General features: G+C 61.4%; 18 protein-coding genes and 1 tRNA gene. 15 read left to right on the top strand and 4 right to left on the bottom strand.

Features of this window, described 5'->3' with window-relative positions; translation table 11 throughout:
- Positions 1-24: 24 nt before the first annotated feature.
- The 5 genes from D8U82_RS22535 to pgaD all read left to right on the top strand — a co-directional run bounded on the left by D8U82_RS22535 (position 25) and on the right by pgaD (position 8141).
- Positions 25-1530, top strand: a complete 1506-nt coding sequence (locus tag D8U82_RS22535) for a YdgA family protein (RefSeq protein WP_130902978.1) — start codon at positions 25-27, stop codon at positions 1528-1530.
- A gap of 236 nt (positions 1531-1766) precedes the next feature.
- A complete protein-coding gene (gene pgaA, locus D8U82_RS22530) occupies positions 1767-4247 on the top strand; it encodes a poly-beta-1,6 N-acetyl-D-glucosamine export porin PgaA (protein WP_130902977.1) in 2481 nt (826 codons plus the stop codon).
- A 12-nt stretch (positions 4248-4259) separates the two neighbouring features.
- Positions 4260-6257, top strand: a complete 1998-nt coding sequence (pgaB, locus tag D8U82_RS22525; RefSeq protein WP_110644743.1) for a poly-beta-1,6-N-acetyl-D-glucosamine N-deacetylase PgaB — start codon at positions 4260-4262, stop codon at positions 6255-6257.
- Between the two features lies 1 nt (position 6258).
- Positions 6259-7614, top strand: coding sequence for a poly-beta-1,6-N-acetyl-D-glucosamine synthase (gene pgaC / locus D8U82_RS22520; protein WP_056786973.1), 1356 nt, complete (start codon positions 6259-6261; stop codon positions 7612-7614).
- Complete coding sequence (gene pgaD / locus D8U82_RS22515) at positions 7611-8141, top strand: poly-beta-1,6-N-acetyl-D-glucosamine biosynthesis protein PgaD (RefSeq protein WP_016772255.1); 531 nt, start codon at positions 7611-7613, stop codon at positions 8139-8141. The genes pgaC and pgaD overlap by 4 nt, the downstream gene beginning before the upstream one ends.
- Before the next feature lie 18 nt (positions 8142-8159).
- Here pgaD and D8U82_RS22510 read toward each other — a convergent pair whose 3' ends face one another.
- Positions 8160-9683 (bottom strand): FAD-dependent oxidoreductase, encoded by a 1524-nt coding sequence (locus D8U82_RS22510; protein ID WP_130902976.1) that lies wholly within the window; start codon positions 9681-9683, stop codon positions 8160-8162.
- 139 nt (positions 9684-9822) lie between these two features.
- On the opposite strand from D8U82_RS22510, the gene D8U82_RS22505 reads away from it, so the two are divergent.
- Both D8U82_RS22505 and D8U82_RS28170 read left to right on the top strand, forming a co-directional pair.
- Positions 9823-10383 carry a YbhB/YbcL family Raf kinase inhibitor-like protein gene (locus D8U82_RS22505; RefSeq protein WP_130887566.1) on the top strand — a complete coding sequence of 187 codons (561 nt, stop codon included), beginning with the start codon at positions 9823-9825 and terminating at the stop codon, positions 10381-10383.
- A 46-nt stretch (positions 10384-10429) separates the two neighbouring features.
- Entirely contained in the window at positions 10430-10699 is a 270-nt protein-coding gene (locus D8U82_RS28170) for a hypothetical protein (RefSeq protein WP_177434151.1), read from the top strand.
- A 77-nt stretch (positions 10700-10776) separates the two neighbouring features.
- On the opposite strand, the gene D8U82_RS22500 is transcribed toward D8U82_RS28170, so the two are convergent.
- A tRNA-Arg gene (locus D8U82_RS22500) sits at positions 10777-10853 on the bottom strand.
- A 431-nt stretch (positions 10854-11284) separates the two neighbouring features.
- Here D8U82_RS22500 and gabD point away from each other — a divergent pair.
- The 3 genes from gabD to D8U82_RS22485 all read left to right on the top strand — a co-directional run bounded on the left by gabD (position 11285) and on the right by D8U82_RS22485 (position 15536).
- Entirely contained in the window at positions 11285-12727 is a 1443-nt protein-coding gene (gene gabD, locus D8U82_RS22495; RefSeq protein WP_024011131.1) for an NADP-dependent succinate-semialdehyde dehydrogenase, read from the top strand.
- A 185-nt stretch (positions 12728-12912) separates the two neighbouring features.
- Positions 12913-14190 (top strand): 4-aminobutyrate--2-oxoglutarate transaminase, encoded by a 1278-nt coding sequence (gabT, locus tag D8U82_RS22490; protein ID WP_130902975.1) that lies wholly within the window; start codon positions 12913-12915, stop codon positions 14188-14190.
- Positions 14191-14324: 134 nt separating this feature from the next.
- Positions 14325-15536 carry a response regulator gene (locus D8U82_RS22485; RefSeq protein WP_130902974.1) on the top strand — a complete coding sequence of 404 codons (1212 nt, stop codon included), beginning with the start codon at positions 14325-14327 and terminating at the stop codon, positions 15534-15536.
- Positions 15537-15671: 135 nt separating this feature from the next.
- On the opposite strand, the gene D8U82_RS22480 is transcribed toward D8U82_RS22485, so the two are convergent.
- Together D8U82_RS22480 and desA are read right to left on the bottom strand one after the other, a co-directional pair.
- Positions 15672-16661: a sensor domain-containing diguanylate cyclase gene (locus D8U82_RS22480; protein WP_130902991.1), complete on the bottom strand. Its 990-nt coding sequence runs from the start codon at positions 16659-16661 to the stop codon at positions 15672-15674.
- A 195-nt stretch (positions 16662-16856) separates the two neighbouring features.
- Positions 16857-18041: a delta-9 fatty acid desaturase DesA gene (desA, locus tag D8U82_RS22475; RefSeq protein ID WP_071174023.1), complete on the bottom strand. Its 1185-nt coding sequence runs from the start codon at positions 18039-18041 to the stop codon at positions 16857-16859.
- A gap of 147 nt (positions 18042-18188) precedes the next feature.
- Here desA and dibA point away from each other — a divergent pair, with 147 nt between their 5' ends.
- The 5 genes from dibA to cysW all read left to right on the top strand — a co-directional run bounded on the left by dibA (position 18189) and on the right by cysW (position 23618).
- Positions 18189-20108: a phosphodiesterase DibA gene (dibA, locus tag D8U82_RS22470; protein ID WP_130902973.1), complete on the top strand. Its 1920-nt coding sequence runs from the start codon at positions 18189-18191 to the stop codon at positions 20106-20108.
- Positions 20109-20406: 298 nt separating this feature from the next.
- Complete coding sequence (gene oscA, locus D8U82_RS22465; protein ID WP_007917682.1) at positions 20407-20589, top strand: sulfur starvation response protein OscA; 183 nt, start codon at positions 20407-20409, stop codon at positions 20587-20589.
- A 139-nt stretch (positions 20590-20728) separates the two neighbouring features.
- Entirely contained in the window at positions 20729-21742 is a 1014-nt protein-coding gene (locus D8U82_RS22460) for a sulfate ABC transporter substrate-binding protein (protein ID WP_130902972.1), read from the top strand.
- Positions 21743-21914: 172 nt separating this feature from the next.
- The gene (gene cysT, locus D8U82_RS22455; protein ID WP_016772245.1) at positions 21915-22733 is read left to right on the top strand and encodes a sulfate ABC transporter permease subunit CysT; all 819 of its coding nucleotides are present in this window, start codon (positions 21915-21917) and stop codon (positions 22731-22733) included.
- Between the two features lie 12 nt (positions 22734-22745).
- On the top strand, positions 22746-23618 hold the full coding sequence (gene cysW, locus D8U82_RS22450) for a sulfate ABC transporter permease subunit CysW (protein WP_007917679.1): 873 nt from the start codon (positions 22746-22748) through the stop codon (positions 23616-23618).
- Position 23619 lies beyond the last annotated feature (1 nt).

Raw genomic sequence — 23619 nt, 5'->3', positions numbered from 1 at the left:
CCACGGAAACCGATCAGGTCATTCATGAATAAATCAGCAGGCGTGCTTCTCGGAATTGTTGTTGCCATCGGCGCGATCAGCGCAGGCGGGGCCTGGTACACCGGGACCAAGATCGAAGGCGTGCTGAACAACGCCGTGACCAACGCCAACAAAGAGTTGCAGACCGCCATGGCCGGCTCCAACGGCACCGCGTCGCTGGAACTGGTGTCGCTGGAACGCCACACCTTCACCAGCACCGCGCACTATCGCCTCAAGGGCGAGGGCGAGATGTTCGGCGATGCGCCGGTCGAGCTGCTGTTCGTCGACCACATCGAACACGGCCCGCTGCCGTTCTCGCGTCTGGTTTCGCTGAAGTGGCTGCCGGTCATGGCCACCAGCAACTATGAGCTGGAAAAGAGCCCGTCCACGGAAAAATGGTTCGCCGCCACCAACGGCGCCGCGCCGCTCAAGGGCGTGACCAACATCGGTTACGACGAATCGACCACCAGCACTCTGAATCTGGTGCCGTTCGAAACTGCGCTGGATGAGCAGTCGAGCCTGAAGTTTTCCGGTCTGAGCATGGACATCGCCGCCAGCGCCCAGGCGCAGAAGGTCAAGGCCGACGGCTACATGGATAACCTGAAACTGGTCACCGTGTCGGAAGACCAGGCGCCGGTGCAGGTCGAGCTCAACGGCCTGACCCTGGCCAGCAACCTCGCCAAGAGCAGCTACGGCTACTACACCGGGGAAAACACCCTGGAAGTGACCAGCAGCAAAACCACCTTCGGCGCCAAGCCGATGATGCTGGGCGTGAAGAACTTCGAAATGAAGAACCGCACCGAAGAAAGCGGCAGCAACGCCTCGGGGCGTGCCGACTACAAAATCGGCGAAGTGACGCTCAACGACAAAAAAGTCGGTTCGGCGGCCATGGCCATGAGCCTGAAGAACCTCGACATTCCGTCGACCATGTCGCTGATGCAGATCTACCAGACCAAACTGCAGCCGTATGAAAAAGCTGCCGCCGAAGCTGCCGCACAGGGGGTGCCGGCACCGGAGCTGAATCTGACCGAAGCGGAAAACGCCCAGGTCAAAGCCGATCTGCAGAAGTTGCTGGCGGCCGGCCCGCAATTGGCGCTGGAGAATCTGTCGTTCAACACCGCCAACGGTGAAAGCCGCGCCAATCTGGTGATCGACCTGACCAAGCCGCAATCGATGGACCTGCCGCCGGATCAACTCGGCAAGCAACTGATCGCGCTGCTCGACCTGAACATTCAGGTGTCCAAGCCGATGCTCGTCGATTTGCTCAGCGTGCAGGCGCAACTCGATGGCCAGACTGACGCCAAAGCCATCGTCGATCAGTCCAAGGAAGCGGCGGACATGTTCGCCGGCATGGCGGTCGGCTCGCAATTGGCTGTCGCCGACGGCACCAACGTGGTGACCAAACTGCATTACGCGGCCAATCAGGTCGAATTCAACGGCCAGAAGATGACCGTCGAGCAGTTCATCGGCTTCCTTATGGGCAAGTTTGCCGGCGTCACCCAAGAGCAATAAGCCCACCGCGCGCCCTCCAGACGCCCGGCCCCTGTGTAAACAGGCGCCGGGCGTTTTGCTGTACGGGTTTTGTACAGACAGGCCGATTCTGAACAATTATTGCGTTGTGAAAATTCGACTACGCTTGCGTGCAGACTGCCTCACCAAGCTTGGCCGAGGGCTGTCATCGTCGGCCACCGTTACGAATGGGCAAGGAGGGCATTGCGACCCGGCTGGCCATGTAAGGATGCTGACAAATGCCGCGTATTGATGGCCCTGTATTACATCGTGGTTTGCGCCCTTTGTTCCGATTCGCCCTGTGCAGCCAGTTGCTCTGGCCAGTGCTGGCGTTGGCCGACACACCCTACGACGAGATGGTGCGCGATGCCCGCGCCGGGCACTACACGCCTGCGCTGACGGTTTTGCGTCAGGTGCCGCCGGGCCAGGCCAGCGACGGCCAGGTCAGCGATCACCTGCAAATCGCCAGTTGGGCCGGGCTCGATGCCGAAGTGGTCAAGGTCTATGAAACCCAGGGTCGCGACCGCGTCCTGCCGGTGCAGGCACTGACCGCCGCCGCGCGTGCCTATCGCAACCTCAAGCGCTGGGATCAGGCCACCCAGGTCTACAACAAAGCGCTGGCGCTGGAGCCGGACAACGCTGACCTGCAACTGGGCCTCGCGCTGACTCAGGCCGATGCCGGCAAGCCCGATCAGGCCGTCACCCGCGCCCAGGCGCTGGTCGCCGCCAAACCCGACGATCCGTCACGCCGCCTGGCCTTGGGCTATGCCCTCGGCCGCGCCGGCAAACAATACGATGCGCTGTTTGAATTCGATCAAGCCTTCATCCGCGCCGGCAACAAACCGGAAGTCGCCCGCGAGTACGTGGTCGCGCTGCAAAAGGCCCGTCTGCCTGAACCGGCGCTGCGTCTGGCCAGTCAACGTCCCGGCCTGATTGATCCGGTGACCTTGCGCCGGCTCGAAGGCGATCTCGCCGCCGAACGCGTGCGCCTTGCCGAACTGGCCACCCGCAGCGAAAAGGAACGCTATGTCATCGCCGACCGCGCGCTGGCCGATTACGACAAACTGCTCGCAACCTGGACCCCTGACGCCACTGCCCACGATGACGTGACGCGCTGGCGCATCGACCGCATGGGCGCGCTCAAGGCCCGCGCGCGCACTGCCGACGTCATCAGTGAATACCAGAAACTGCAAGCCGAGGGCGTGGAGATTCCGACTTACGCCCTGCGTTGGGTGGCGGCGTCTTATCTGGATCAACGCGAGCCTGAGATTGCCACCGATCTGTATCGCCAGGTGCTTTCGGCGCCGGACGCCGATGTCGGTGATCGTCTCGAAGACACCACTGCGCTGTACTACGCCCTGCTGGAAAGCGACCGCGCCGACGAAGCACGCAAGGTCGCCGAGGACGCAGCGAAAGCCCAGCGTCCGCGCGTCGAACTCAAGGGTTTGCCGGTCGGCAACCCCAACGACGAATGGATGGACGCCCAGCAACTCGCCGCCCAGGCCGGCACCTACGGTTCCGATCTTCCGCACGGCGAAGAGCGTTTGCAGACGCTGGTCGATCAAGCGCCGGGTAACCTTGGCTTGCGTCTGGCCCAGGCCGATCTCTACCTCGCCCGCCAGATGCCGCGCCGCGCGGAAAGCCAGCTCAAGGAAACCGAGAGCATGGCGCCGCGCGATGCCGGCCTGGAAGTCGCTCAGGCGCGCACCGCGATGGAGTTGCAGGAGTGGCGGCAGAACGGTGCGCTGGTCGACGACGTGGTTGCGCGCTATCCGGACAACCGCCAGGTGCAGCGCCTGGCTCGCGAACGGGAAGTGCATGACATGGCCGAACTGCGTGTCGAAGCCTACGGCGGCAAGGCCAACGGTGGCGGCAGCGGCGATGCCGGTGCGGTCAGCGGCAGCCGAGATTTCGGTATCCAGAGCACCCTTTACAGCCCACCGATCAACGAAGACTGGCGGGTGTTTGCCGGCGCCGGTTATGCCACCGGTGATTTCGCGGAAGGCACTGGCCACCATCGTTTCCAGCGTGTCGGCCTGGAACGGCGCACCCGTGACATGACCCTCGAAGCCGAGGTGTCGAATCACGATTACGGCTTCGGTGACAAACAGGGCGCGCGCCTGGCGATTGCCCGCGACATCAATGATCACTGGCAATACGGCGGCAGCCTCGAATACCTCTCGGCGGAAACCCCGCTGCGCGCGCTCAACAGCGATATCAAGGCCAACGGCGGCAGTGCGTTCCTGCGCTGGCGCGCCAACGAAAGCCGCGAGTGGCGCGTGTCGGTCAGCCCGTCGCACTTCAGCGATGGCAACAACCGCGTCGAAGCCTTGGTGACCGGGCGCGAGGGCATCTACACCGCGCCGAACATTCAGGTCGACGCCGGCCTGGAAGTCGGCACCAGCCACAACTCGAAATCCGACGACGTGCCGTACTTCAACCCCAAGTCGGACTTCAGCGTGATGCCGCTGGTCAACGTCAATCACGTGCTCTACCACCGCTACGAGACTTCCTGGAGCCAGCAATTCCAGGCCGGCGCGGGCACCTATAGCCAGCGCGACCACGGCACCGGCGGCATGGCATTGCTCGGTTATGGCCAACGGTACGCCTGGAACGACGTGTTCGATGTGGGCGGCATGTTCAGTGTGATCAACCGGCCTTACGACGGTGATCGGGAAACTGATCTGCGTCTGCTCGTCGACCTCACTTTCCGCTTCTAGAAGAGTTTGAAGATGCCTTTTATCTCGCGTTTCATCCTTCTGCTGGGAGCGCTGCTGATCAGCGCCTGCGCCCAGCAAGCCCCGGCCTTCGCGCCGCCCTCCGAGCGCCCGGTCGCGGCCAGTGAACAACCGTGGCCAAAAAACCATGTGCTTGGCATCGCCTATCACGATGTCGAAGACCGTGATCCCGATCAGGCCGTGGTGGCGGTGCGCACCGAGCGCATGATCGAGCAACTCGCCTGGCTGCGCGAGAACGGCTACAAACCAGTGACCGTCGACCAGATCATGGCCGCGCGCAAGGGTGGCCCGGAGCTTCCGGCGAGAGCGGTGCTGCTCAGTTTCGACGACGGTTATGCCAGCTTCTATACCCGCGTGCTGCCGGTGCTGCGCGCCTACAACTGGCCAGCCTTGCTGGCGCCGGTGGGCACCTGGATCGACACGCCGCTCAATCAACCGGTGGATTTCGCCGGCACGCCGCGTAACCGTGACAACTTCCTGACCTGGCAGCAGATCCGCGAAATTTCCAAGTCCGGTCTGGTAGAGATCGCCGCTCACACCGATGCCAACCACAAAGGCATCCTTGGCAACCCGCAGGGCAACCTGCAGCCGGCCGCCGCGACCCGGCGTTATGACCCGGTCACCAAACGCTATGAATCCGAAGCCGATTTCCAGGCACGCATTCGTACCGACGTGAAGAACATTTCCGAGAAGATCCGCAAGGCCACCGGTTACAAACCACGGGTCTGGGTCTGGCCGTACGGCACCGCCGACGGCACCTCGCTGACCGTGGTCGGTGAGGAGGGCTATGAAATGGCCCTGACCCTGGACGATGGCCTCGACACCCTCGATAACCTGATGAGCGGGCCGCGCTTTCTCGTCGCGTCCGATCCTGACGGCGAGCATTTCGCCAACAGCATCGTTTCGGTGCAGGCCGAAGCGCCGATGCGCGTGGTGCATGTCGATCTCGACAACGTCTACGACCCGGACCCGGCCCAGCAGGACATCAACCTCGGCAAACTGGTGCAGCGCATGGCTGACCTGGGCGCCAGCACGGTGTTTCTGCAAGCCTTCGCCGATCCCAAGGGCGATGGTCTGGTGCATTCGCTGTACTTCCCCAACCGCCACCTGCCGATGCGCGCCGACCTGTTCGACCGCGTCGCTTGGCAACTGCGCACCCGTGCCCACGTGAAGGTCTTTGCGTGGATGCCGGTGCTGAGTTTCGAGCTGGATTCGAAGCTGCCGCGTGTAACCCGCTGGGACCCGAAAACCGCCATCACCTCGGTCGACCCGAAGCAGTACAAACGCCTGTCACCGTTCAATCCCGAAGTGCGCAAGATCATCGGTGAAATCTATGAAGACGTGGCGCGGCTGACCTCGGTCGACGGCATTCTCTACCACGACGATGCGGTGCTTTCGGATTTCGAAGACGCCAGCCCGGATGCTTTGAAGGCCTACGCCGCTCAAGGTCTGCCGGGTTCGATTGCCGCGCTGCGCGACGATCCGGCGGCGATGCAACGCTGGACGCGTTTCAAGAGCCGCTACCTGATCGACTTCACCAACGAACTGACCGCCAAGGTCCGTGCGATTCGCGGCCCGCAAGTGCTGACCGCACGCAACATCTTCGCCGAGCCGATGCTCAATCCTGAAAGCGAAGCGTGGTTCGCGCAGAACCTCGATGACTTCCTCGCCACCTACGACTGGACGGCGCCGATGGCCATGCCATTGATGGAAAAACAGACGCTGGCCGAGTCCGGCCCGTGGCTGGAAGAACTGGTTGCCACGGTGAAGAAACGTCCCGGCGCGCTCAACCGCACCGTGTTCGAATTGCAGGCGCGTGACTGGAACCAGAAGGATCAGGCCGATATCGACGCCGTGCATCTGGCGGACTGGATGGGCCGGCTCAAGCGCCAGGGCGCAACCAGTTTCGGTTACTACCCGGACAACTTCCTCGACAACCTGCCAGACCTGAAAACCGTAAGGCCTGCACTCTCCAACAAATGGAATCCATAACATGCTGGATAGACTGTTAGCCCTGCTTGTTCTGGCGATTGTCCTTGGCGTTCCGCTGGGGCTGATCTTCCTCGTGACCGGCCAGTTCCTGATGTCGTTCGTGTTCTTCTACCCATTGTTCATGTCCGGGTTGTGGATCGCCGGCGGCCTGTATTTCTGGCTGCACTGGGAGCGCCACTGGCCATGGCAGGACGACACGCTGCCGCCGCCGCTGGAAGGCGAGCCGCTGATTTCGATCCTGATTCCTTGCTACAACGAAGGCGATAACGCTGCCGATACCATTTACGCGGCGCTGGCCCAGCACTACCCGAACATCGAAGTCATCGCGATCAACGACGGCTCCAAGGACAACACCGCCGAAGTGCTCGATGCGCTGGCCAAGGAAGATCCGCGACTGCGGGTTCTGCATCTGGCGGAAAACCAGGGCAAGGCTGTGGCTCTGCGCATGGGCGCGATCGCTGCGCGCAGCGAGTATCTGGTGTGCATCGATGGCGACGCCTTGCTGGCGCCGAACACGGCGGCGTACCTGGTCGCGCCGATGCTGGATAACGCACGTCTTGGCGCAGTGACCGGCAACCCGCGGATCCGCACGCGTTCGACCTTGATCGGGCGGGTGCAGGTCGGCGAGTTCTCCTCGATCATCGGGCTGATCAAACGTACGCAACGGGTGTTCGGGCGCATCTTCACCGTCTCCGGCGTGATCGTCGCGTTCCGTCGTACTGCGCTGAACCGGGTCGGCTACTGGAGCCCGGACATGATCACCGAAGACATCGACATCAGCTGGAAGCTGCAACTAGATCACTGGAGCATCTTCTACGAACCGCGTGCGCTGTGCTGGATTCTCATGCCGGAAACCCTCGGCGGCCTGTGGAAGCAGCGTCTGCGCTGGGCTCAGGGCGGCGCCGAAGTGCTGTTCAAGAACATTCGCGGCATCTGGCAGTACCGCCATCGCTACCTGTGGCCGCTGCTGTTCGAATACTGCCTGTCCACCGGTTGGGCGTTCACTTTCCTGCTGTCGGTGATTTTCTGGGGCATGGGCAAGTTCATGGTCATGCCCGACGCGATCGCCGTCGATCACCTGATGCCGCCGGCCTTCACCGGTCTGTTGCTGGCGTTTGTCTGCCTGGTGCAGTTCGCTGTCAGCATCATCATCGATCGGCGCTATGAACCGGGTCTGGGCAAGACCATGTTCTGGGTGGTCTGGTATCCGCTGGTGTTCTGGCTCGTCAGTCTGCTGACCACCCTGGTCAGCTTCCCCAAGGTGTTGTTCAGCCAACACAAAAAACGCGCGCGCTGGGTCAGTCCTGATCGGGGTATCAAACCGCTGGGCGACGACCAGGAGGAAGTCATCAAATGAAAATTATCCGGACTCGCCAACGGCCCTTTCTGGTGGTGATCGACGTGATCCTCACCGTCCTGGCCTGGGTTGGCCTGCTGTTCCTGCTGGTACGCGGGTTATGGCCATTGATCGAAACCAGCGGCGGCCCGCGCATCGATCATTCGGCGTTCGATGCCTTGGGGACTCTGCAGGTTTATATGTGGGTGGCGCTGGTCAACGCGGTGATCCTGATCGGCTGGGCGCGTTACCAGCAACGCAAAAGCCGCAGCTTCGCCCAGCGCCGTTTGCCGTCACCGGTGATTGGCGATGAAGGTCTGAGCAAGAGTTTCAAGCTGTGCGACGAGCGTTTCCAGAAACTGCGCACGCCGGGGGTGATGACCATTCACAACGATCAGGACGGCGACATCAGCCATGTAGAAACGCATTTGTGGCCGCTTCAGCAGCAAGCACTGCCGGCGCCGCTGGCACCTTTGGAGCATCCACGGGTGATCTTTCTGCATGCCGAAGAAGACGACAGTCGCGAGCCGGTGAAACGCCTGACCTGACCTCGTATGGCGCCGGTGTCAGGCCTGGATCAGCGTCCAGGCCTCTTTCATCCGCAAAGGTTGCTTCATTCGCTCGGCCAGCAGCGCCATTGCGCGTTGCTTGTCGCAGGCCACCGCCGCAACGACGATGCCGTCTTTTGCAAACAGGCCAATGAACGGCGGCTGTTCCGGCTCACCGCTGAACTCGACCTCGTCCCATTCCTGCGCGTGACCGAGATAGTCGTAGTTCTTGCCAAAGTGGTAGGTCCAGAAAAACGGCACATCCAGATAATGTTCCTCGCCACCGAGCATATTGGCCGCAGCGATGCGCGCGTGTTGCTGGGCCAGGCGCCAATGCTCAATGCGGGTTGGCTGGCCATTCAACGGAAACGTGGCGATATCGCCGATGGCCCACAGGCCATCGCTGACGCGCATGCCGTCATCAACACGCAACGATTGGTCTTCTTCCTTGGGCAATGATTCGAAAGGTTCAGTGGCCGGGTGAACGCCGACGCCGGCGAGAACCAGATCCGCCGCCAGGCGTAGACCGTTGTCGAGCAGCACGCCCTCGACCTTGTCCTCGCCAAGGATCTGCGTAGCCTCGTGTTCGCTGATGAACTTCACCCCGTGCTCTTCGTGCAACCCGCGAATCGCCTTGCCCACGGCCTCGCCGAATTGCTTGGCAAACGGGACTGCGTGGCGTGCCAGCACGGTGACGTCGAGGCCGAACTCGCGCAGGGCTGACGCGCATTCGAGAGCAATAAAACTGTCGCCGATGATCACCGCGCGCTGGCCCGGTTGAGCGGCGTTGATGATCTGTTCAGCCTGGGCTTTCGAACGCAGGACGAAGACGTTGGCCAACTCGGCACCAGGCAGCTTCAACGGATTGGGCGCGCCACCGGTGGCGAGTACAGCGGCGTCGTAGCGCAGGATGCCGCCGTTGTTCAGATGGAGTGCTTTGCCTGGGGCGTCGAGTGAAGTCACTTCGCTTTGTACGCGTTCAATGCGTTGCGCTTGATAGAACGCCTCATCGCGCAGCGGCGGCACTTCTTTCGACGACATCTCCCGCGCGAGGACAAATTTGCTCAACACCGTGCGGTCGTATCCGGCACCCGGTTCGCCATCGACCAGCACGATGCGCCCGCCAAAACCCTTCTCCCGCAATGCCGCCGCGCAAGCCGTGCCCGCCGCCCCGGCGCCGACCACCACGAATGTTCTTGGGTCGTCAGCGGGCGGGGTGTGCGGATCGGGCAGGGGCTGGTCATCGACCCAGACTTCATCGCCGCGCAACTCCAGCGGATAGCGTTTGAGACTGTCCAGTGATGGCGGCTCGCACAGGCCGCCGTCCTCGGCACGGTACGCGGCTTTGTGCCAGGGGCAGATCAACCTGCCGTGACACAACCCCCCCTCGGCCAACGGTGCGCCGGCGTGTGGACACAGGCCCTGAAACGCCCGCAACTCGCCGTTGGCACGCAGCAGGACGATCTTGCAGTCGCCGATTTCGACTTGCAGGCCACGGTCTTGCGGGACATCGGCGAAACGGGCGACACGGTGCAGGGACATTTTCGGCTTCCTCGCAGGCGTTTCTCTTGTGAGTTGGCGGCGCCGCGCGAGGTTCAGCCATTTGCTACTGCCAAGGCACGAACGGTACAGCTATAGTTTGCGGGCCGACGACGGCCTCACTGCACAAGGTGCTCCCGGAATGACCCGATTGACCTCTCTCAACCCATGGCTGGCGGCCATCGCCGTGACCCTTTGCATGCAGTTCCCGGCACAGGCCCAGGAGCGCTTCACCCTGAGCATCCCCGGCGTGTCGGATAACCGTCTGTTCACCTCAGCCGCCGCCAGCGACGCACCCGGTTGCGGCGGCAAGAACCAGTCGCCGGCGCTGAGCTGGAACGCCGGCCCGGCCGGAACCCAGAGCTACGCCATCGTCATGCACGACCCGGATGGCCAGAAAGGCCTGGGCGTGGATCACTGGATTCACTACGGCATCAAACCCACCACCCACCAGATCGCGGCCGGCGTCGGTGCCAAATCCGCCCTCGAAGGCGTCGGCGGCACCAACAGCAAAGGCAACACCCATTACATGGGGCCATGCCCGCCAGTGGGCGACAGCGCCCATCACTACATCATCCAGATCTACGCCCTCGACCTCGCCCCGGACGCCCTGCCGGCTGGCCTGACCCGCGCCGAGCTGATGGAAAAAATCAAAGGCCATGTGCTGCGCAACAGCAGCGCGGTGCGGCGTTATCACCGCTGAGGTTCGGCCGCTCACGGGCGGCTGACTGCCCTGATTCCCCAGCCATTTGGCATTGCCCCGCGAAAACGCGCACTATCGAGCCATTGCCAATACGCTGGAGGACACCGTGGCAGCAAAAATCGACCGCATCGCCCAGCTACTCAACTGCCCGGAAAAGGGCGAACAAATGCGGCGTGCAGTAACCGAGACACGTAAGGAATTTCTGCTGAATCAACCGGAAGAGGACCTCGTTGAAGAAGACGAGGTATTTGACGAGGCTGAGGAGGAGGGGGATGACGACGATGAATATGACGAGTTTGACTGGACGACGGAGTGACGGCGTTCCAGCGATCTTGTCATCGCCCACAAAAAAGCCCCGGACCATCACAGTCCGGGGCTTTCTCGTTTGATTCATGGTGCACCAGGCGGGATTCGAACCCACGACCCCTGCCTTCGGAGGGCAGTACTCTATCCAGCTGAGCTACTGGTGCAGCGGGCGACATCATACCTAGGTCGGCTCGGGGCGTCCATGCCGGGTTTGGCGGGTTTTGTCAGTGTGCGTGTCGGTGCAAATCGCTGCATTCCTTAAAGCGGTAACGTCCTGCAAAACCCTCGCTTGGCGCTTTGCCGGGGTTGATCTAAGGTTTTTCCTGCGGCACGGGTTTTCAGTACGTTGATCTGAAAAGCGGCATTTTTGTTCTTTTTTTCGAACGACCTATTGTCCTTTACCCCCTTTGAACCTACGATCCGTTTGAGATTTCAAACGCTATTTGGCGGGTGTTGCAGCGCAAGTGCGCCCGGTCGTGCACTGTTGATGCGCCACAATCCGCTCACTGATTTCCCTGACGGCAGCCTTGCGAGGCGCCTTTCTACAATCATAATTTGCTCCGCGCAGGCCGCGGTGCTGTTAAGGAAAGCCGACATGCAGCTTAAAGATACCCAGTTGTTCCGCCAGCAAGCCTTCATCGATGGCGCTTGGGTCGATGCCGACAACGGTCAGACGATCAAGGTCAACAACCCGGCCACCGGCGAAATCCTCGGCACCGTGCCGAAGATGGGCGCCGCTGAAACCCGCCGTGCCATTGAAGCCGCTGACAAAGCGCTGCCGGCCTGGCGTGCGCTGACCGCCAAAGAGCGTGCCGGCAAGCTGCGTCGCTGGTTCGAACTGATGATCGAGAACCAGGACGACCTCGCGCGCCTGATGACCCTCGAGCAAGGCAAGCCGCTGGCCGAAGCCAAGGGCGAAATCGTTTACGCCGCATCGTTCATCGAGTGGTTCGCCGAAGAAGCCAAGCGCATCTACGGTGATGTGATTCCAGGCCACCAGCCGGACAAGCGCCTGATCGTGATCAAGCAGCCGATCGGCGTCACCGCTGCGATCACCCCGTGGAACTTCCCGGCGGCAATGATCACCCGCAAGGCCGGCCCGGCGCTGGCCGCCGGTTGCACCATGGTGCTCAAGCCAGCATCGCAAACTCCATTTTCCGCTTTCGCCCTCGCCGAACTGGCTCAGCGCGCGGGCATTCCGGCGGGTGTGTTCAGCGTGGTGTCCGGCAGCGCCGGTGACATCGGCAGCGAGCTGACCAGCAACCCGATCGTGCGCAAACTGTCCTTCACCGGCTCGACCGAAATCGGTCGCCAGTTGATGGCCGAATGCGCCAAGGACATCAAGAAAGTCTCGCTGGAACTGGGCGGCAACGCGCCGTTCATCGTGTTCGACGACGCCGATCTGGATAAGGCCGTCGAAGGCGCGATCATTTCCAAGTACCGCAACAACGGTCAGACCTGCGTCTGCGCCAACCGCTTGTACATTCAGGACGCGGTCTACGATGCGTTCGCCGAGAAGCTGAAAGTGGCTGTGGCCAAACTGAAGATCGGCAACGGTCTGGAAGACGGCACCACCACCGGCCCGCTGATCGACGAAAAAGCGGTGGCCAAGGTTCAGGAACACATCGCTGATGCCGTAAGCAAAGGCGCCACCGTACTGGCGGGCGGCAAGGCGATGGAAGGCAACTTCTTCGAGCCGACCATTCTGACCAACGTGCCGAAAAACGCGGCCGTGGCCAAGGAAGAAACCTTTGGTCCGCTGGCGCCGCTGTTCCGCTTCAAAGACGAAGCCGAAGTGATCGCCATGTCCAACGACACCGAATTCGGTCTGGCTTCTTACTTCTACGCGCGTGACCTTGGCCGTGTGTTCCGTGTCGCCGAAGCGCTGGAGTACGGCATGGTCGGCGTCAACACCGGGCTGATCTCCAACGAAGTCGCGCCCTTCGGCGGCATCAAGGCCTCGGGCCTGGGCCGTGAAGGCTCCAAGTACGGCATCGAAGACTACCTGGAAATCAAATACCTCTGCCTGGGCATCTAAGCCGGGAAAGGGATCGCTGCAAACGCAAAGGGCACGAGAGCGCTGTCCCTTTGCGTCGTTTCAAACAGGAATTTTCTCTGCGGCCAGGAACGCCGTGGCAGTCGATCATCGCATGCTGCTACCGCCGATTTCTCCCGCTTCATCCTTGAACCACGCCGCCCGATGAGCGGCGAATGAGGACTGTAATGAGCAAGACTAACGCTGAACTGATGGCCCGCCGCACCAATGCCGTACCTCGTGGTGTTGGCCAGATTCACCCGATCTTCGCCGAGTCGGCAAAGAACGCCACCGTGACCGACGTTGAAGGTCGTGAGTTCATCGACTTCGCCGGCGGTATCGCTGTACTGAACACCGGCCACGTGCACCCGAAAATCATCGCCGCCGTGACTGAACAGCTGAACAAGCTGACCCACACCTGCTTCCAGGTACTGGCCTACGAGCCGTACGTTGAGCTGTGCGAAAAAATCAACGCCAAGGTGCCGGGTAATTTCGCCAAGAAAACCCTGCTGGTCACCACCGGTTCCGAAGCCGTCGAAAACGCCGTGAAGATCGCCCGTGCCGCCACTGGCCGCGCTGGCGTGATCGCTTTCACCGGCGCTTACCACGGTCGCACCATGATGACCCTCGGCCTGACCGGTAAAGTCGTGCCGTACTCGGCCGGCATGGGCCTGATGCCAGGCGGCATCTTCCGCGCGCTGTACCCGAACGAACTGCATGGTGTGAGCATCGACGATTCGATCGCTTCCATCGAACGCATCTTCAAGAACGACGCCGAGCCGAAAGACATCGCTGCGATCATCATCGAGCCAGTGCAGGGCGAAGGCGGTTTCTACGTCGCGCCGAAGGAATTCATGAAGCGTCTGCGTGCGCTGTGCGACCAGCACGGCATCCTGCTGATCGCTGACGAAGTGCAGACCGGCGCTGGCCGTACCGGCACCTTCTTCGCCATGGAACAGATGGGCGTTGCCGCCGACCTGACCACTTTCGCCAAGTCCATCGCTGGCGGCTTCCCGCTGGCCGGCGTGTGCGGCAAGGCCGAATACATGGACGCCATTGCTCCGGGCGGCCTGGGCGGCACTTACGCCGGTAGCCCGATCGCTTGCGCCGCTGCGCTGGCAGTCATGGAAGTGTTTGAAGAAGAGCAATTGCTGGACCGCTGCAAGGCTGTCGGCGAGCGCCTGGTCACCGGTTTGAAGGCGATTCAGGCCAAGTACCCGGTCATCGGTGAAGTGCGTGCGCTGGGCGCAATGATCGCGGTCGAGCTGTTCGAAAACGGCGACAGCCACAAGCCGAACCCGACTGCCGTGGCTGCCGTGGTGGCCAAGGCGCGTGACAAGGGCCTGATCCTGCTGTCCTGCGGCACTTACGGTAACGTGCTGCGTGTGCTGGTTCCGCTGACGTCGCCAGACGAGCAACTGGACAAAGGCCTGGCGATCATCGAAGAGTGCTTCTCCGAACTCTGATCCGCTCGTGTGACCCGCTCGACAAAAACCCGCTTCGGCGGGTTTTTTTCGTCCCTTGAAACACATCGGACCTGTTTGCGCTGTATCGAATCGCCAGCATTGGCTAAGGTTCAGGCATTGCAAGGAGAGCGCGCATGACTGCCGTTGATTTACCCGCCGTACCCCGGGTGCTGATTGCCGAGGCTGATCCCTGGTCCCGTGACCTGCTCAAACAAGTGCTGCTCAATGTGCGCTGCGATGCGCGCCTGGATTTGTGTGCCGATGGCCAGCAGGCGATGTCGTTGCTCAGCGAGGTGCCCTATGACTTGGCCATCGTCGATTGGGAGCTGCCTGGCATCGACGGATTGCATGTGCTGCGCAGCGTCCGCCAGCGCAAACGCAATCCGCCGTTGCCGTTCATTCTGATGAGCAGCCGCAACGACAGCGCCAGCGTGCGCGAAGCGATTCCGCTGGCGCCGACGGCGTACCTGACCAAACCGTTGAACATGGAGGGCCTGACCGAGCGCTTGCAGGGCTTGCTGGTCAACGCTGGCGAAGCGGTGGTTTGCGAAGTGCCGGCACTGGCGCCGGGCATGACCCTGTCGGTGTTCCTTGAGCGGCGTCGCGAGCAGGCCGATGGCGCGCCGCTGATGACCGACGTGCAAGTGGCGGTCAAGCGCAGCCTCAATCCCGAGGGGCTGGACCTCAAGTTGCTGGAGGAAGAGGTCCGCACCGATCCGCAAATTACCGCCGTGCTGATCGCAGCCGCCAACAGTGCCGCGCAACACTACGGCGCGCCGGTGCAAACCCTGGCCCAGGCGCTGCACCGACTCGGCACCGGGCAGAGCATGAACCTGATTCTCGGGCTGGCGCTCAAACGCAGCGCGCGGCTCAGCGATCCATGCCTGGCGGATTACGCCGAGCGCTATTGGGGACTGTCACTGCACACGGCGGAATACGCCCGCACGCTGGCGCGCCTGCTCGATCTGGATCAGGAGCGCTGCTATTGCGCGGGCATGCTGCATCGGCTCGGCGATCTGGCGCTGCTGCGCTGCCTGCAGGAATGGCAGCAGGCCGGCGGCGAGCTGGACGAGTTGGAGGAGGTCGGTGAAGCGTTGGCGAAGTTTGGCGCTTCTTATGGCTCGGCATTGCGCGCCCGCTGGCGTCTGCCGCTGGAGTTGCGCGAGTTGATTGCTTCGGCCTACCAGCTCGGTGGTGGCGTTTACAGTCGCGAGGCGCTGGTGATGCACATGGCCGCGCAGATGGCGCGGCTGACCGAGCATGAAGGTGTCGAGGAGCTGGCGAAGAGCCGGACGGCGCGGTTGCTCAAGATCGGGCTGCCGGAGTTGATGCGGATGCGCAAATGACAGATCACCACATTCCAATGTGGGAGCGAGCCTGCTCGCGAAGGCGCCAGCGCAGGCAACATTTTTGTTGAAGGTGCAGGCCTCATCGCGGGCAAGCCCGCTGTCACAGGAATTGCGGCAGCCACAAAATACGGGTCAGGCCGCAATGATCCGGTTCTTGCCTTGCCGTTTCGCCTCGTACATCGCCGCATCCGCGCGGGCGAACAGGCTGTCCAGGCTCTTGTCTTCGTCGGTGAGGTTGGTCAGGCCCTGGCTTACGGTGATGCTGAATGCTTGGCCGTCGTGGTTGAAGCGCAGTCGCTGGATCTCCTGCTGCAGGCGCTCCGCCACTTGCACCGCCATCTCCGGCGCACAGCCGGGGAACACCGCGGCGAACTCCTCACCGCCAATCCGTCCGAACAGGTCGCCACGGCGCAGTGAGCCGCGCCCGCATTCGGCGATCCGTTGCAGCACATTGTCGCCTTCGGGGTGGCCGTAGCTGTCGTTGATCACTTTGAAATCGTCGATGTCCAGCAGCAGGAAGGCCAGCGGTGTGCCTTGGCGGCGGGCCTCGGCGAACTCGCGGTGGGCGCATTCGAAGAAGTGGCGGCGGTTGCTGCTTTGCGTCAGCACATCGGTGGTGGCCAAGCGTTGCAGCTCGGTTTCCATGTGTTTTTTGTCGGTGATGTCTTCGGCGATGCCGACGATGATCACCGGCTGCCCGGGCTCGTCCTGGCGATTGATAAAGCATTTGTCGCTGAGCCAGCGCACCTGGCCATCGGCCGCGATGATGCGGTACTCGCGATCTTCCACCGCACCTCGGTGCAGGACTTCGGCGAGGCTCTGCTCGGCGTACTCCAGATCATCGGGGTAAATGCTGTCGCGCCATTGGTTGTAGTCCGCCAGCAGAAGCGCGGCGGAACGGCCGAAGATCCGTTCATAGGCCGGACTGACGTACAAAACCTGGCGGGTTTCCCAGTTGAAAGCCCAGAGCACGGCGTTGACGCTAACCAGCAGCGAACTGATCAATTGTTCGCGCTCGCTCAGGCGCGCGACTTCGCCCTGCGCATGCATCAGCGCCATCAGCGTTTGCGCGGCCTCTGGCCATTGGGTGTAGGTTGTGTCTTTCTGGTTGTTGTTGACCATCGGCACAAATCTCAAAGGGCGCGCCGCAATGTCGACAACGGCCACAGGACAGCCCGCCGGGATGGCGAAGTGTCTTTGAGATAGAGGATTTTCGGCGAAGTTCCCGGCCATTACCGAGTCCCGCCGGGCGGCGGGGTTAAGGAGGCGACGTGTGCAACGAGGCTGCGATCTTCGAGATCGCAGCCTCATTGCCGGTCAGGCAGTCGCAGGACGCAGCGAGTAGGTTTTCAGCTGGTCAGCAAAGTCACGCAACGACTGAATGCCACTGGCCTCCGCCTCGTGAATCCATTCCTTGATGGCGGCCAGCATGTCGTGGCCATTGGAACTGGTCTTGACCCAGATCTGCTGCAAAGCCAGGCGTTTCTCGTAGATCACTTTCAGCGCATGGCTGTGTTCGAGCATGGTCTGGATGCGCAAGTGATGACGGTCTTCCAGCAGGCTGGTTTCCCGCGACAGCAGGCGTTTGGCCCGGTGGAACTGGTGGCGCACCGAATGATCGACCTTGGCCAGCTCTTGCTTGACCAGCGGGCCGATCACCAATTTGCGGTACTGGGCCATGATCTGGAAGCGGTTGTTAAGGATCGCCATGGCGGTGTCCATGTCCAGGCTGCCCTTGCCTTCGACGCGGTGGGCAATCGGTGCGACCCGCTGCACCTTGGCCAGACGCAGGAAGCAGAAGACCTTGATCCACGCCCAGCCGAGGTCGAATTCCCACTTCTTCACCGACAGCTTGGCCGAGTTGGGGTAGGTGTGATGGTTGTTGTGCAGCTCTTCGCCGCCGATCAGGATGCCCCACGGCACCAGATTGGTGGCCGCGTCACGGCATTCGAAGTTGCGGTAGCCGACGGCATGGCCGAGGCCGTTGATCACGCCAGCGGCCCACACCGGAATCCACATCATCTGGATCGCCCAGATGGTGATGCCGATGGTGCCGAACAGCAGCAGGTCGATCACGCCCATGATCGCCACACCCAGCAGTGGATAACGGCTGTAGAGGTTGCGTTCGATCCAGTCTTCCGGGCAGTTCTTGCCGTAGATGCGCAGGGTTTCCGGGTTCTGCGCTTCGCTGCGGTACAGCTCGGCGCCGGTGCGCAGTACGGTGGACAGACCCTTGATGACCGGGCTGTGCGGGTCATCCTCGGTTTCGCATTTGGCGTGGTGTTTGCGGTGGATGGCGGTCCACTCGCGGGTGTTCTGCGCCGTGGTCAGCCACAGCCAGAAACGGAAAAAGTGCTTGAGGCCCGCATTCAGCTCGAGCGAGCGATGGGCCGAGTAACGGTGCAGATAGACCGTGACGGCAACAATCGTCACATGGGTCATCAGCAGGGTGACCGCGACCAGTGACCAGGCCGACAAGCCAAGAAAACCTTCGTACCACATAGGCTATAGGGCCCTCGATAAAGATAAAAACAGCCGTTGCATTATCACTAAGCACACAGATAAAACCAGTCGCCCTTTCAGATAAGAAGTCGCTGAATGTTTCTTCACCTATAATTCCAACCTTTTTGTAGGGACATGGACGACCGAATGTCTGCGACTTACCGCGATGCCTTGCGTGCAGCGCTGCTCTACCTCGTACTCGCCGCCGTGTGGCTGCAGGTTTCCGATCATTTATTAAGCAGATTCTTCGATGACTCCAGTGCGCTGGCCCGCTGGCAACTGATCAACGGTTATTTGCTGGCAGCGCTCAGTGCCGGGCTGATTTTTCTCGCGCGGGCGCGGCTGTGTCGGTTTCTCGGCATCGGTGCCCGCCTGCGCGAGCGCCACAGCGACCGTGAACGTCTGCGTCAGGCGGCCGCTGTGTTCGATTGTACCCGCGAAGGCGTGCTGGTTACCGATCAGCGGGGCCTGATCGTTCACGTCAACCGCGCCTTTATCGAGATCACCGGTTATCGGCGCGATGAAGTCATCGGCCAGCAGCCGAGTCTGTTCAAGTCCGGCCATCATCCGCCGGGCTTCTATCAGGCGATGTTCGCCACCCTTGAGGCTGAAGGTGAATGGAGCGGCGAGATCTGGAACCGGCGCAAGACCGGCGAGATTTATCCACAGTGGCAGACCATTCGGGTGATTAACGATGATTTCGGCCGGCTCAGCCATTACGTGGCGGTGTTCTCCGACATCAGTGCGATCAAGGATTCCGAGTCCGAACTCAAACACCTGGCGCATCACGATCCGTTGACCGATCTGCCCAATCGCCTGCTGTTCAGCGACCGCGCCGAGCAGGCGTTGGCTTCCGCGCAGACACACAAGCGTGGCTGCGCGCTGCTGATGCTTGATCTGGATCATTTCAAGCTGATCAACGACAGCCTCGGCCATAACGTCGGCGACCGATTGCTCAAAGCGGTGGCGACGCGGTTGCAGGCATTGTTCGGCCCCGGCATCACCCTCGCACGGCTCGGCGGTGACGAGTTCGCGGTACTCGCGGAAAGTTGTCCACAGCCGGCCCAGGCCGCCGCGCTGGCGCAACGGACTCTGGACGCGTTGAAGGAGCCGGTGCTGGTAGATGGCAATCAACTGTTCATCAACGCAAGCATCGGTATCAGCCTGTTCCCCAGCGACGCCTTGAGCGCCGAGCAGTTGTTACGCAATGCCGACAGTGCGCTGTTCAAGGCCAAAAGCAGCGGACGCAATGGCTACGCGCTGTATACCGAAGAGCTGACCGCCCATGCCCAGCAACGGGTCGAAATCGCCTTCGAGCTGCGCCGTGCACTGGAGCAGGAGGAGTTGCGCGTCTACTACCAACCGGTGCATGACCTGCACAGCAGCCGTCTGATCGGCGTCGAGGCACTGGTGCGCTGGCAGCATCCGCAGCGCGGGCTGGTGTCGCCGGCAGAATTCATTCCGATTGCCGAGCGCACCGGGCTGATCGCCGAGATCGATGCCTGGGTGATGCAGCAGGCCTGCCGACAGATGTGCCAATGGCAGCAGAGCGGTGTGGTGCTGGCGTTCGTCGCGGTGAATGTTTCGTCGCGGCTGTTTGCCCGGCGTGAGCTTTACCAGCAGGTGGCGCAGGTGCTGCACGACACCGGGCTGGATCCGGCGTATCTGGAACTGGAAGTTACCGAAAGCGCGGTGATGGATGATCCCGAAGTGGCGCTGGAACAGATGCATCGCTTGCGCGAGCTGGGTGTGCGTCTGGCCATCGATGATTTCGGCACCGGCTATTCGTCGTTGCTGCGGCTCAAGCGCCTGCCGGTGCAGAAACTCAAGATCGATCAGGGCTTCGTCGCCGGGTTGCCGTGGGATGAGGATGACGTGGCGATTGTCCGGGTGATCATCGCGCTGGCGCGGAGCATGGGTATGCAGGTGCATGCCGAGGGGATCGAGCAGGCTGAGCAGGCGGCATTTCTGTTGGCGCAGGAATGCGATCTGGGGCAGGGCTACTGGTTTGGGCGGCCGGTGTCTGCGGATCGGCTTGATTGGGCGAAAACGCCATTGATTGGCTGAAAAGACCTATCTGGCTATCACCGACCTTGTGGTGAGGGGATTTATCCCCGTTGGGTCGCGTAGCGGCCCCAAGAAATGGGACTGCTACGCAGTCCAACGGGGATGAATCCCCTCGCCACAAGTTCTCTTGACGAGTTCAAATCAGCGCAAACCCCTTGCCCTCGCTCATAATGTTTTCTAGTTATATAAACATTCTTAAATAGTCTTTTTAAGAATATCCATGCCTCTCTTATATTGCTCCCACGCCGAACGCAGTGCCGCCCACTGCCAGGCAAATCCCCTTCAAAGGAGCAGCACCATGAGCGCATCCCTTCGCAGTGTTGACGGTCAGGACGAAAGCACCATCTTGCGGGAAATCCAGAGCGCCCTGCGCGATCTGCGGTTCGGCGCGGTCGAGATCACTGTGCACAACGCGCAAGTCGTACAGATCGAACGTAAAGAGAAATTCCGTTTGCAGCAACCCGGTAAGCAACCGGGCTGAGATCAAAAGATCGCAGCCTTCGGCGGCTCCTACAGGGGGCTGTGCGTAGGAGCTGGCCAAGGCGGCGATCTTTGAAACGGGACCGATTCCAGCAATACATAAGAACAAGCCACCACCAGGAATTCCAGGAGCTTTCACCATGTCGTCGATTCGCCGTTATGCTTTGGCCGCGCTGGCCAGTGCCGTGTTTGCCGGTTCCGCCGTTGCCAAGGATTACGAGCTGCTCAACGTGTCGTATGACCCGACGCGCGAGCTGTATCAGGAATACAACGCCGAATTCATCAAATTCTGGCAGCAGGATCATGCCGGCGACACGGTGAAAATCCAGCAGTCCCATGGCGGTTCGGGCAAGCAGGGCCGTGCGGTGATCGACGGTCTGCGGGCTGACGTGGTGACCCTGGCCCTGGCCGGTGACATCGATGAAATCGCCAAGCTCGGCAAGAGCCTGCCCGCCGACTGGCAGAAGCGTTTGCCGGAAGCGAGCACGCCGTACACCTCGACCATCGTGTTCCTGGTGCGCAAGGGCAACCCGAAAGGCATCAAGGACTGGGGCGATCTGGTCAAGAACGATGTCTCGGTGATCACGCCGAACCCGAAAACTTCGGGTGGCGCGCGCTGGAACTTCCTCGCCGCGTGGGCCTATGGCCTGAAAGCCAACGGGGGTGATGAGGCCAAGGCCAAGGAATATGTACAAACCCTGTTCAAGCATGTGCCGATCCTTGACACCGGCGCCCGTGGTTCGACCATCACCTTCGTCAACAACGGTCAGGGTGACGTATTGCTAGCCTGGGAAAACGAAGCGTTCCTGGCGCTGAAAGAAGATGGCGGCGCAGACAAGTTCGACATCGTCGTGCCGTCGCTGTCGATCCTCGCCGAACCACCCGTGGCGGTGGTCGACAAGAATGCCGAGAAGAAGGGCAACGCGCAGATCGCCGAAGCCTACCTCAAGCATCTGTACAGCCCGGCCGGCCAGGAAATCGCCGCGAAAAACTTCTATCGTCCACGTGACAAGGAAGTAGCGGCCAAGTACGCACAGCAGTTCCCGAAACTGGAACTGGTGACCATCGACAAGGACTTCGGCGGCTGGAAATCCGCGCAGCCGAAATTCTTCAACGACGGCGGCGTGTTCGACCAGATCTATCAGGCGCAGTAATCTGACTTCAGCCACACAGCAAGCCTGAAGCCAGGCGCGGCAAATGTGGGAGCGAGCCTGCTCGCGAAAGCGGAGTGTCAGACGACCTAGAGTTGATTGATACTCCCTCTTCGCGAGCAAGCTCGCTCTCACATTGATGCGTTCAGCGGAATGCTTTTAACCAGGGACTCTTATGTCGCGTCGTATCTCCCCCGTCATACCCGGCTTCGGGCTGACGCTGGGTTACACCTTGGTGTACCTCAGCCTGATTGTGCTTATCCCGCTGGCGGCGATGTTCGTCCACGCCGCCCAGCTGACCTGGGATCAGTTCTGGACGATCATCTCCGCACCGCGGGTGCTGGCGGCGTTGAAGCTGAGCTTCGGCACCGCGCTGTGTGCGGCGATCATCAACGGCATCATCGGTACATTGCTGGCCTGGGTGCTGGTGCGCTACACCTTCCCCGGGCGCAAGGTGATCGACGCGATGATCGATCTGCCGTTCGCCCTGCCGACCGCTGTGGCCGGTATCGCGCTGACCGCGCTGTACGCGCCGGCCGGGCTGGTCGGGCAATTTGCCGCTGACCTCGGTTTCAAGATCGCCTACACCCCGCTGGGCATCACCCTCGCGCTGACCTTCGTCACGCTGCCGTTCGTGGTGCGCACGGTGCAACCGGTGCTGGCCGATATTCCCCGTGAGGTCGAAGAAGCAGCCGCTTGCCTGGGTGCGAAGCCATGGCAGGTATTTCGCCACATTCTGGTTCCGGCGCTGCTGCCCGCCTGGCTGACCGGTTTTGCGCTGGCGTTCGCGCGTGGCGTCGGTGAGTACGGTTCGGTGATTTTCATTGCCGGCAACATGCCGATGAAAACCGAGATCCTGCCGCTGCTGATCATGGTCAAACTCGACCAGTACGATTACACCGGCGCTACCGCCATTGGCGTACTGATGCTGGTGGTTTCCTTCATCCTGTTGCTGCTGATCAACTTGCTGCAGCGGCGCATCGAAACGCCATAAGGAGGCGCGAACATGTCCCAATCGTCCATTGCGGCCGCCTCTTCGGCCAACGCTGCGCGCCGTGGCAGTGCCACTTCGCGCAGAATCCTGATCGGTCTTGGCTGGCTGATTTTTTTCCTGTTTCTGCTGCTGCCGTTGTTCATCGTGGTGTCGCAGGGTTTGAAGAATGGCCTCGGTGCGTTCTTCACCGCAATCTTTGAGCCGGACGCGCTTTCGGCACTGAAACTCACCGTATTCGCGGTGCTGATTTCGGTGCCGCTGAACCTGGTATTCGGCGTCAGTGCGGCATGGTGCGTGAGCAAATACTCGTTCCGTGGCAAGAGCATGCTGGTGACGCTGATCGACCTGCCGTTCTCGGTGTCGCCGGTGATTGCCGGTCTGGTCTACGTGCTGATGTTCGGTGCGCAGGGCCTGTTCGGGCCGTGGTTGCAGGATCACGACATCCAGATCGTCTTCGCCCTGCCGGGCATCGTGCTGGCGACGATTTTTGTCACCGTGCCGTTCGTGGCCCGTGAACTGATCCCGCTAATGCAGGAACAAGGCACCCAAGAGGAAGAAGCCGCGCGTCTGCTCGGCGCCAATGGCTGGCAGATGTTCTGGCACGTCACCGTGCCCAACATCAAGTGGGGCCTGATTTACGGCGTGGTGCTGTGTACCGCGCGGGCTATGGGCGAGTTCGGTGCGGTGTCGGTGGTTTCCGGGCACATTCGCGGGGTGACCAACACCTTGCCGCTGCACGTCGAGATCCTCTACAACGAATACAACCACGTTGCCGCGTTCGCCGTGGCGAGCCTGTTGCTGATCCTGGCGCTCTTCATCCTGCTGCTCAAGCAGTGGAGCGAAAACCGTATCAACCGCCTGCGCGCCAGCGCCGCGGAGGAATAAT

The sequence above is a fragment of the Pseudomonas sp. Sample_23 genome (assembly GCF_004307595.1).
Classification (GTDB): Bacteria; Pseudomonadota; Gammaproteobacteria; order Pseudomonadales; family Pseudomonadaceae; genus Aquipseudomonas; species Aquipseudomonas atacamensis.
The sequence above is the reverse complement of the archived record's forward strand: the minus strand, read 5'-3'. Positions and strand labels throughout refer to the sequence as shown.

Excerpts from the sequence above, each read along its gene's own strand:
- D8U82_RS22535 (WP_130902978.1), top strand. The coding sequence starts at position 25 with ATGAATAAATCAGCAGGCGTGCTTCTCGGAATTGTTGTTGCCATCGGC.
- pgaA (WP_130902977.1), top strand. The coding sequence starts at position 1,767 with ATGCCGCGTATTGATGGCCCTGTATTACATCGTGGTTTGCGCCCTTTG.
- pgaB (WP_110644743.1), top strand. The coding sequence starts at position 4,260 with ATGCCTTTTATCTCGCGTTTCATCCTTCTGCTGGGAGCGCTGCTGATC.
- pgaC (WP_056786973.1), top strand. The coding sequence starts at position 6,259 with ATGCTGGATAGACTGTTAGCCCTGCTTGTTCTGGCGATTGTCCTTGGC.
- pgaD (WP_016772255.1), top strand. The coding sequence starts at position 7,611 with ATGAAAATTATCCGGACTCGCCAACGGCCCTTTCTGGTGGTGATCGAC.
- D8U82_RS22510 (WP_130902976.1), bottom strand. The coding sequence starts at position 9,683 with ATGTCCCTGCACCGTGTCGCCCGTTTCGCCGATGTCCCGCAAGACCGT.
- D8U82_RS22505 (WP_130887566.1), top strand. The coding sequence starts at position 9,823 with ATGACCCGATTGACCTCTCTCAACCCATGGCTGGCGGCCATCGCCGTG.
- gabD (WP_024011131.1), top strand. The coding sequence starts at position 11,285 with ATGCAGCTTAAAGATACCCAGTTGTTCCGCCAGCAAGCCTTCATCGAT.
- gabT (WP_130902975.1), top strand. The coding sequence starts at position 12,913 with ATGAGCAAGACTAACGCTGAACTGATGGCCCGCCGCACCAATGCCGTA.
- D8U82_RS22485 (WP_130902974.1), top strand. The coding sequence starts at position 14,325 with ATGACTGCCGTTGATTTACCCGCCGTACCCCGGGTGCTGATTGCCGAG.
- D8U82_RS22480 (WP_130902991.1), bottom strand. The coding sequence starts at position 16,661 with ATGGTCAACAACAACCAGAAAGACACAACCTACACCCAATGGCCAGAG.
- desA (WP_071174023.1), bottom strand. The coding sequence starts at position 18,041 with ATGTGGTACGAAGGTTTTCTTGGCTTGTCGGCCTGGTCACTGGTCGCG.
- dibA (WP_130902973.1), top strand. The coding sequence starts at position 18,189 with ATGTCTGCGACTTACCGCGATGCCTTGCGTGCAGCGCTGCTCTACCTC.
- oscA (WP_007917682.1), top strand. The coding sequence starts at position 20,407 with ATGAGCGCATCCCTTCGCAGTGTTGACGGTCAGGACGAAAGCACCATC.
- D8U82_RS22460 (WP_130902972.1), top strand. The coding sequence starts at position 20,729 with ATGTCGTCGATTCGCCGTTATGCTTTGGCCGCGCTGGCCAGTGCCGTG.
- cysT (WP_016772245.1), top strand. The coding sequence starts at position 21,915 with ATGTCGCGTCGTATCTCCCCCGTCATACCCGGCTTCGGGCTGACGCTG.
- cysW (WP_007917679.1), top strand. The coding sequence starts at position 22,746 with ATGTCCCAATCGTCCATTGCGGCCGCCTCTTCGGCCAACGCTGCGCGC.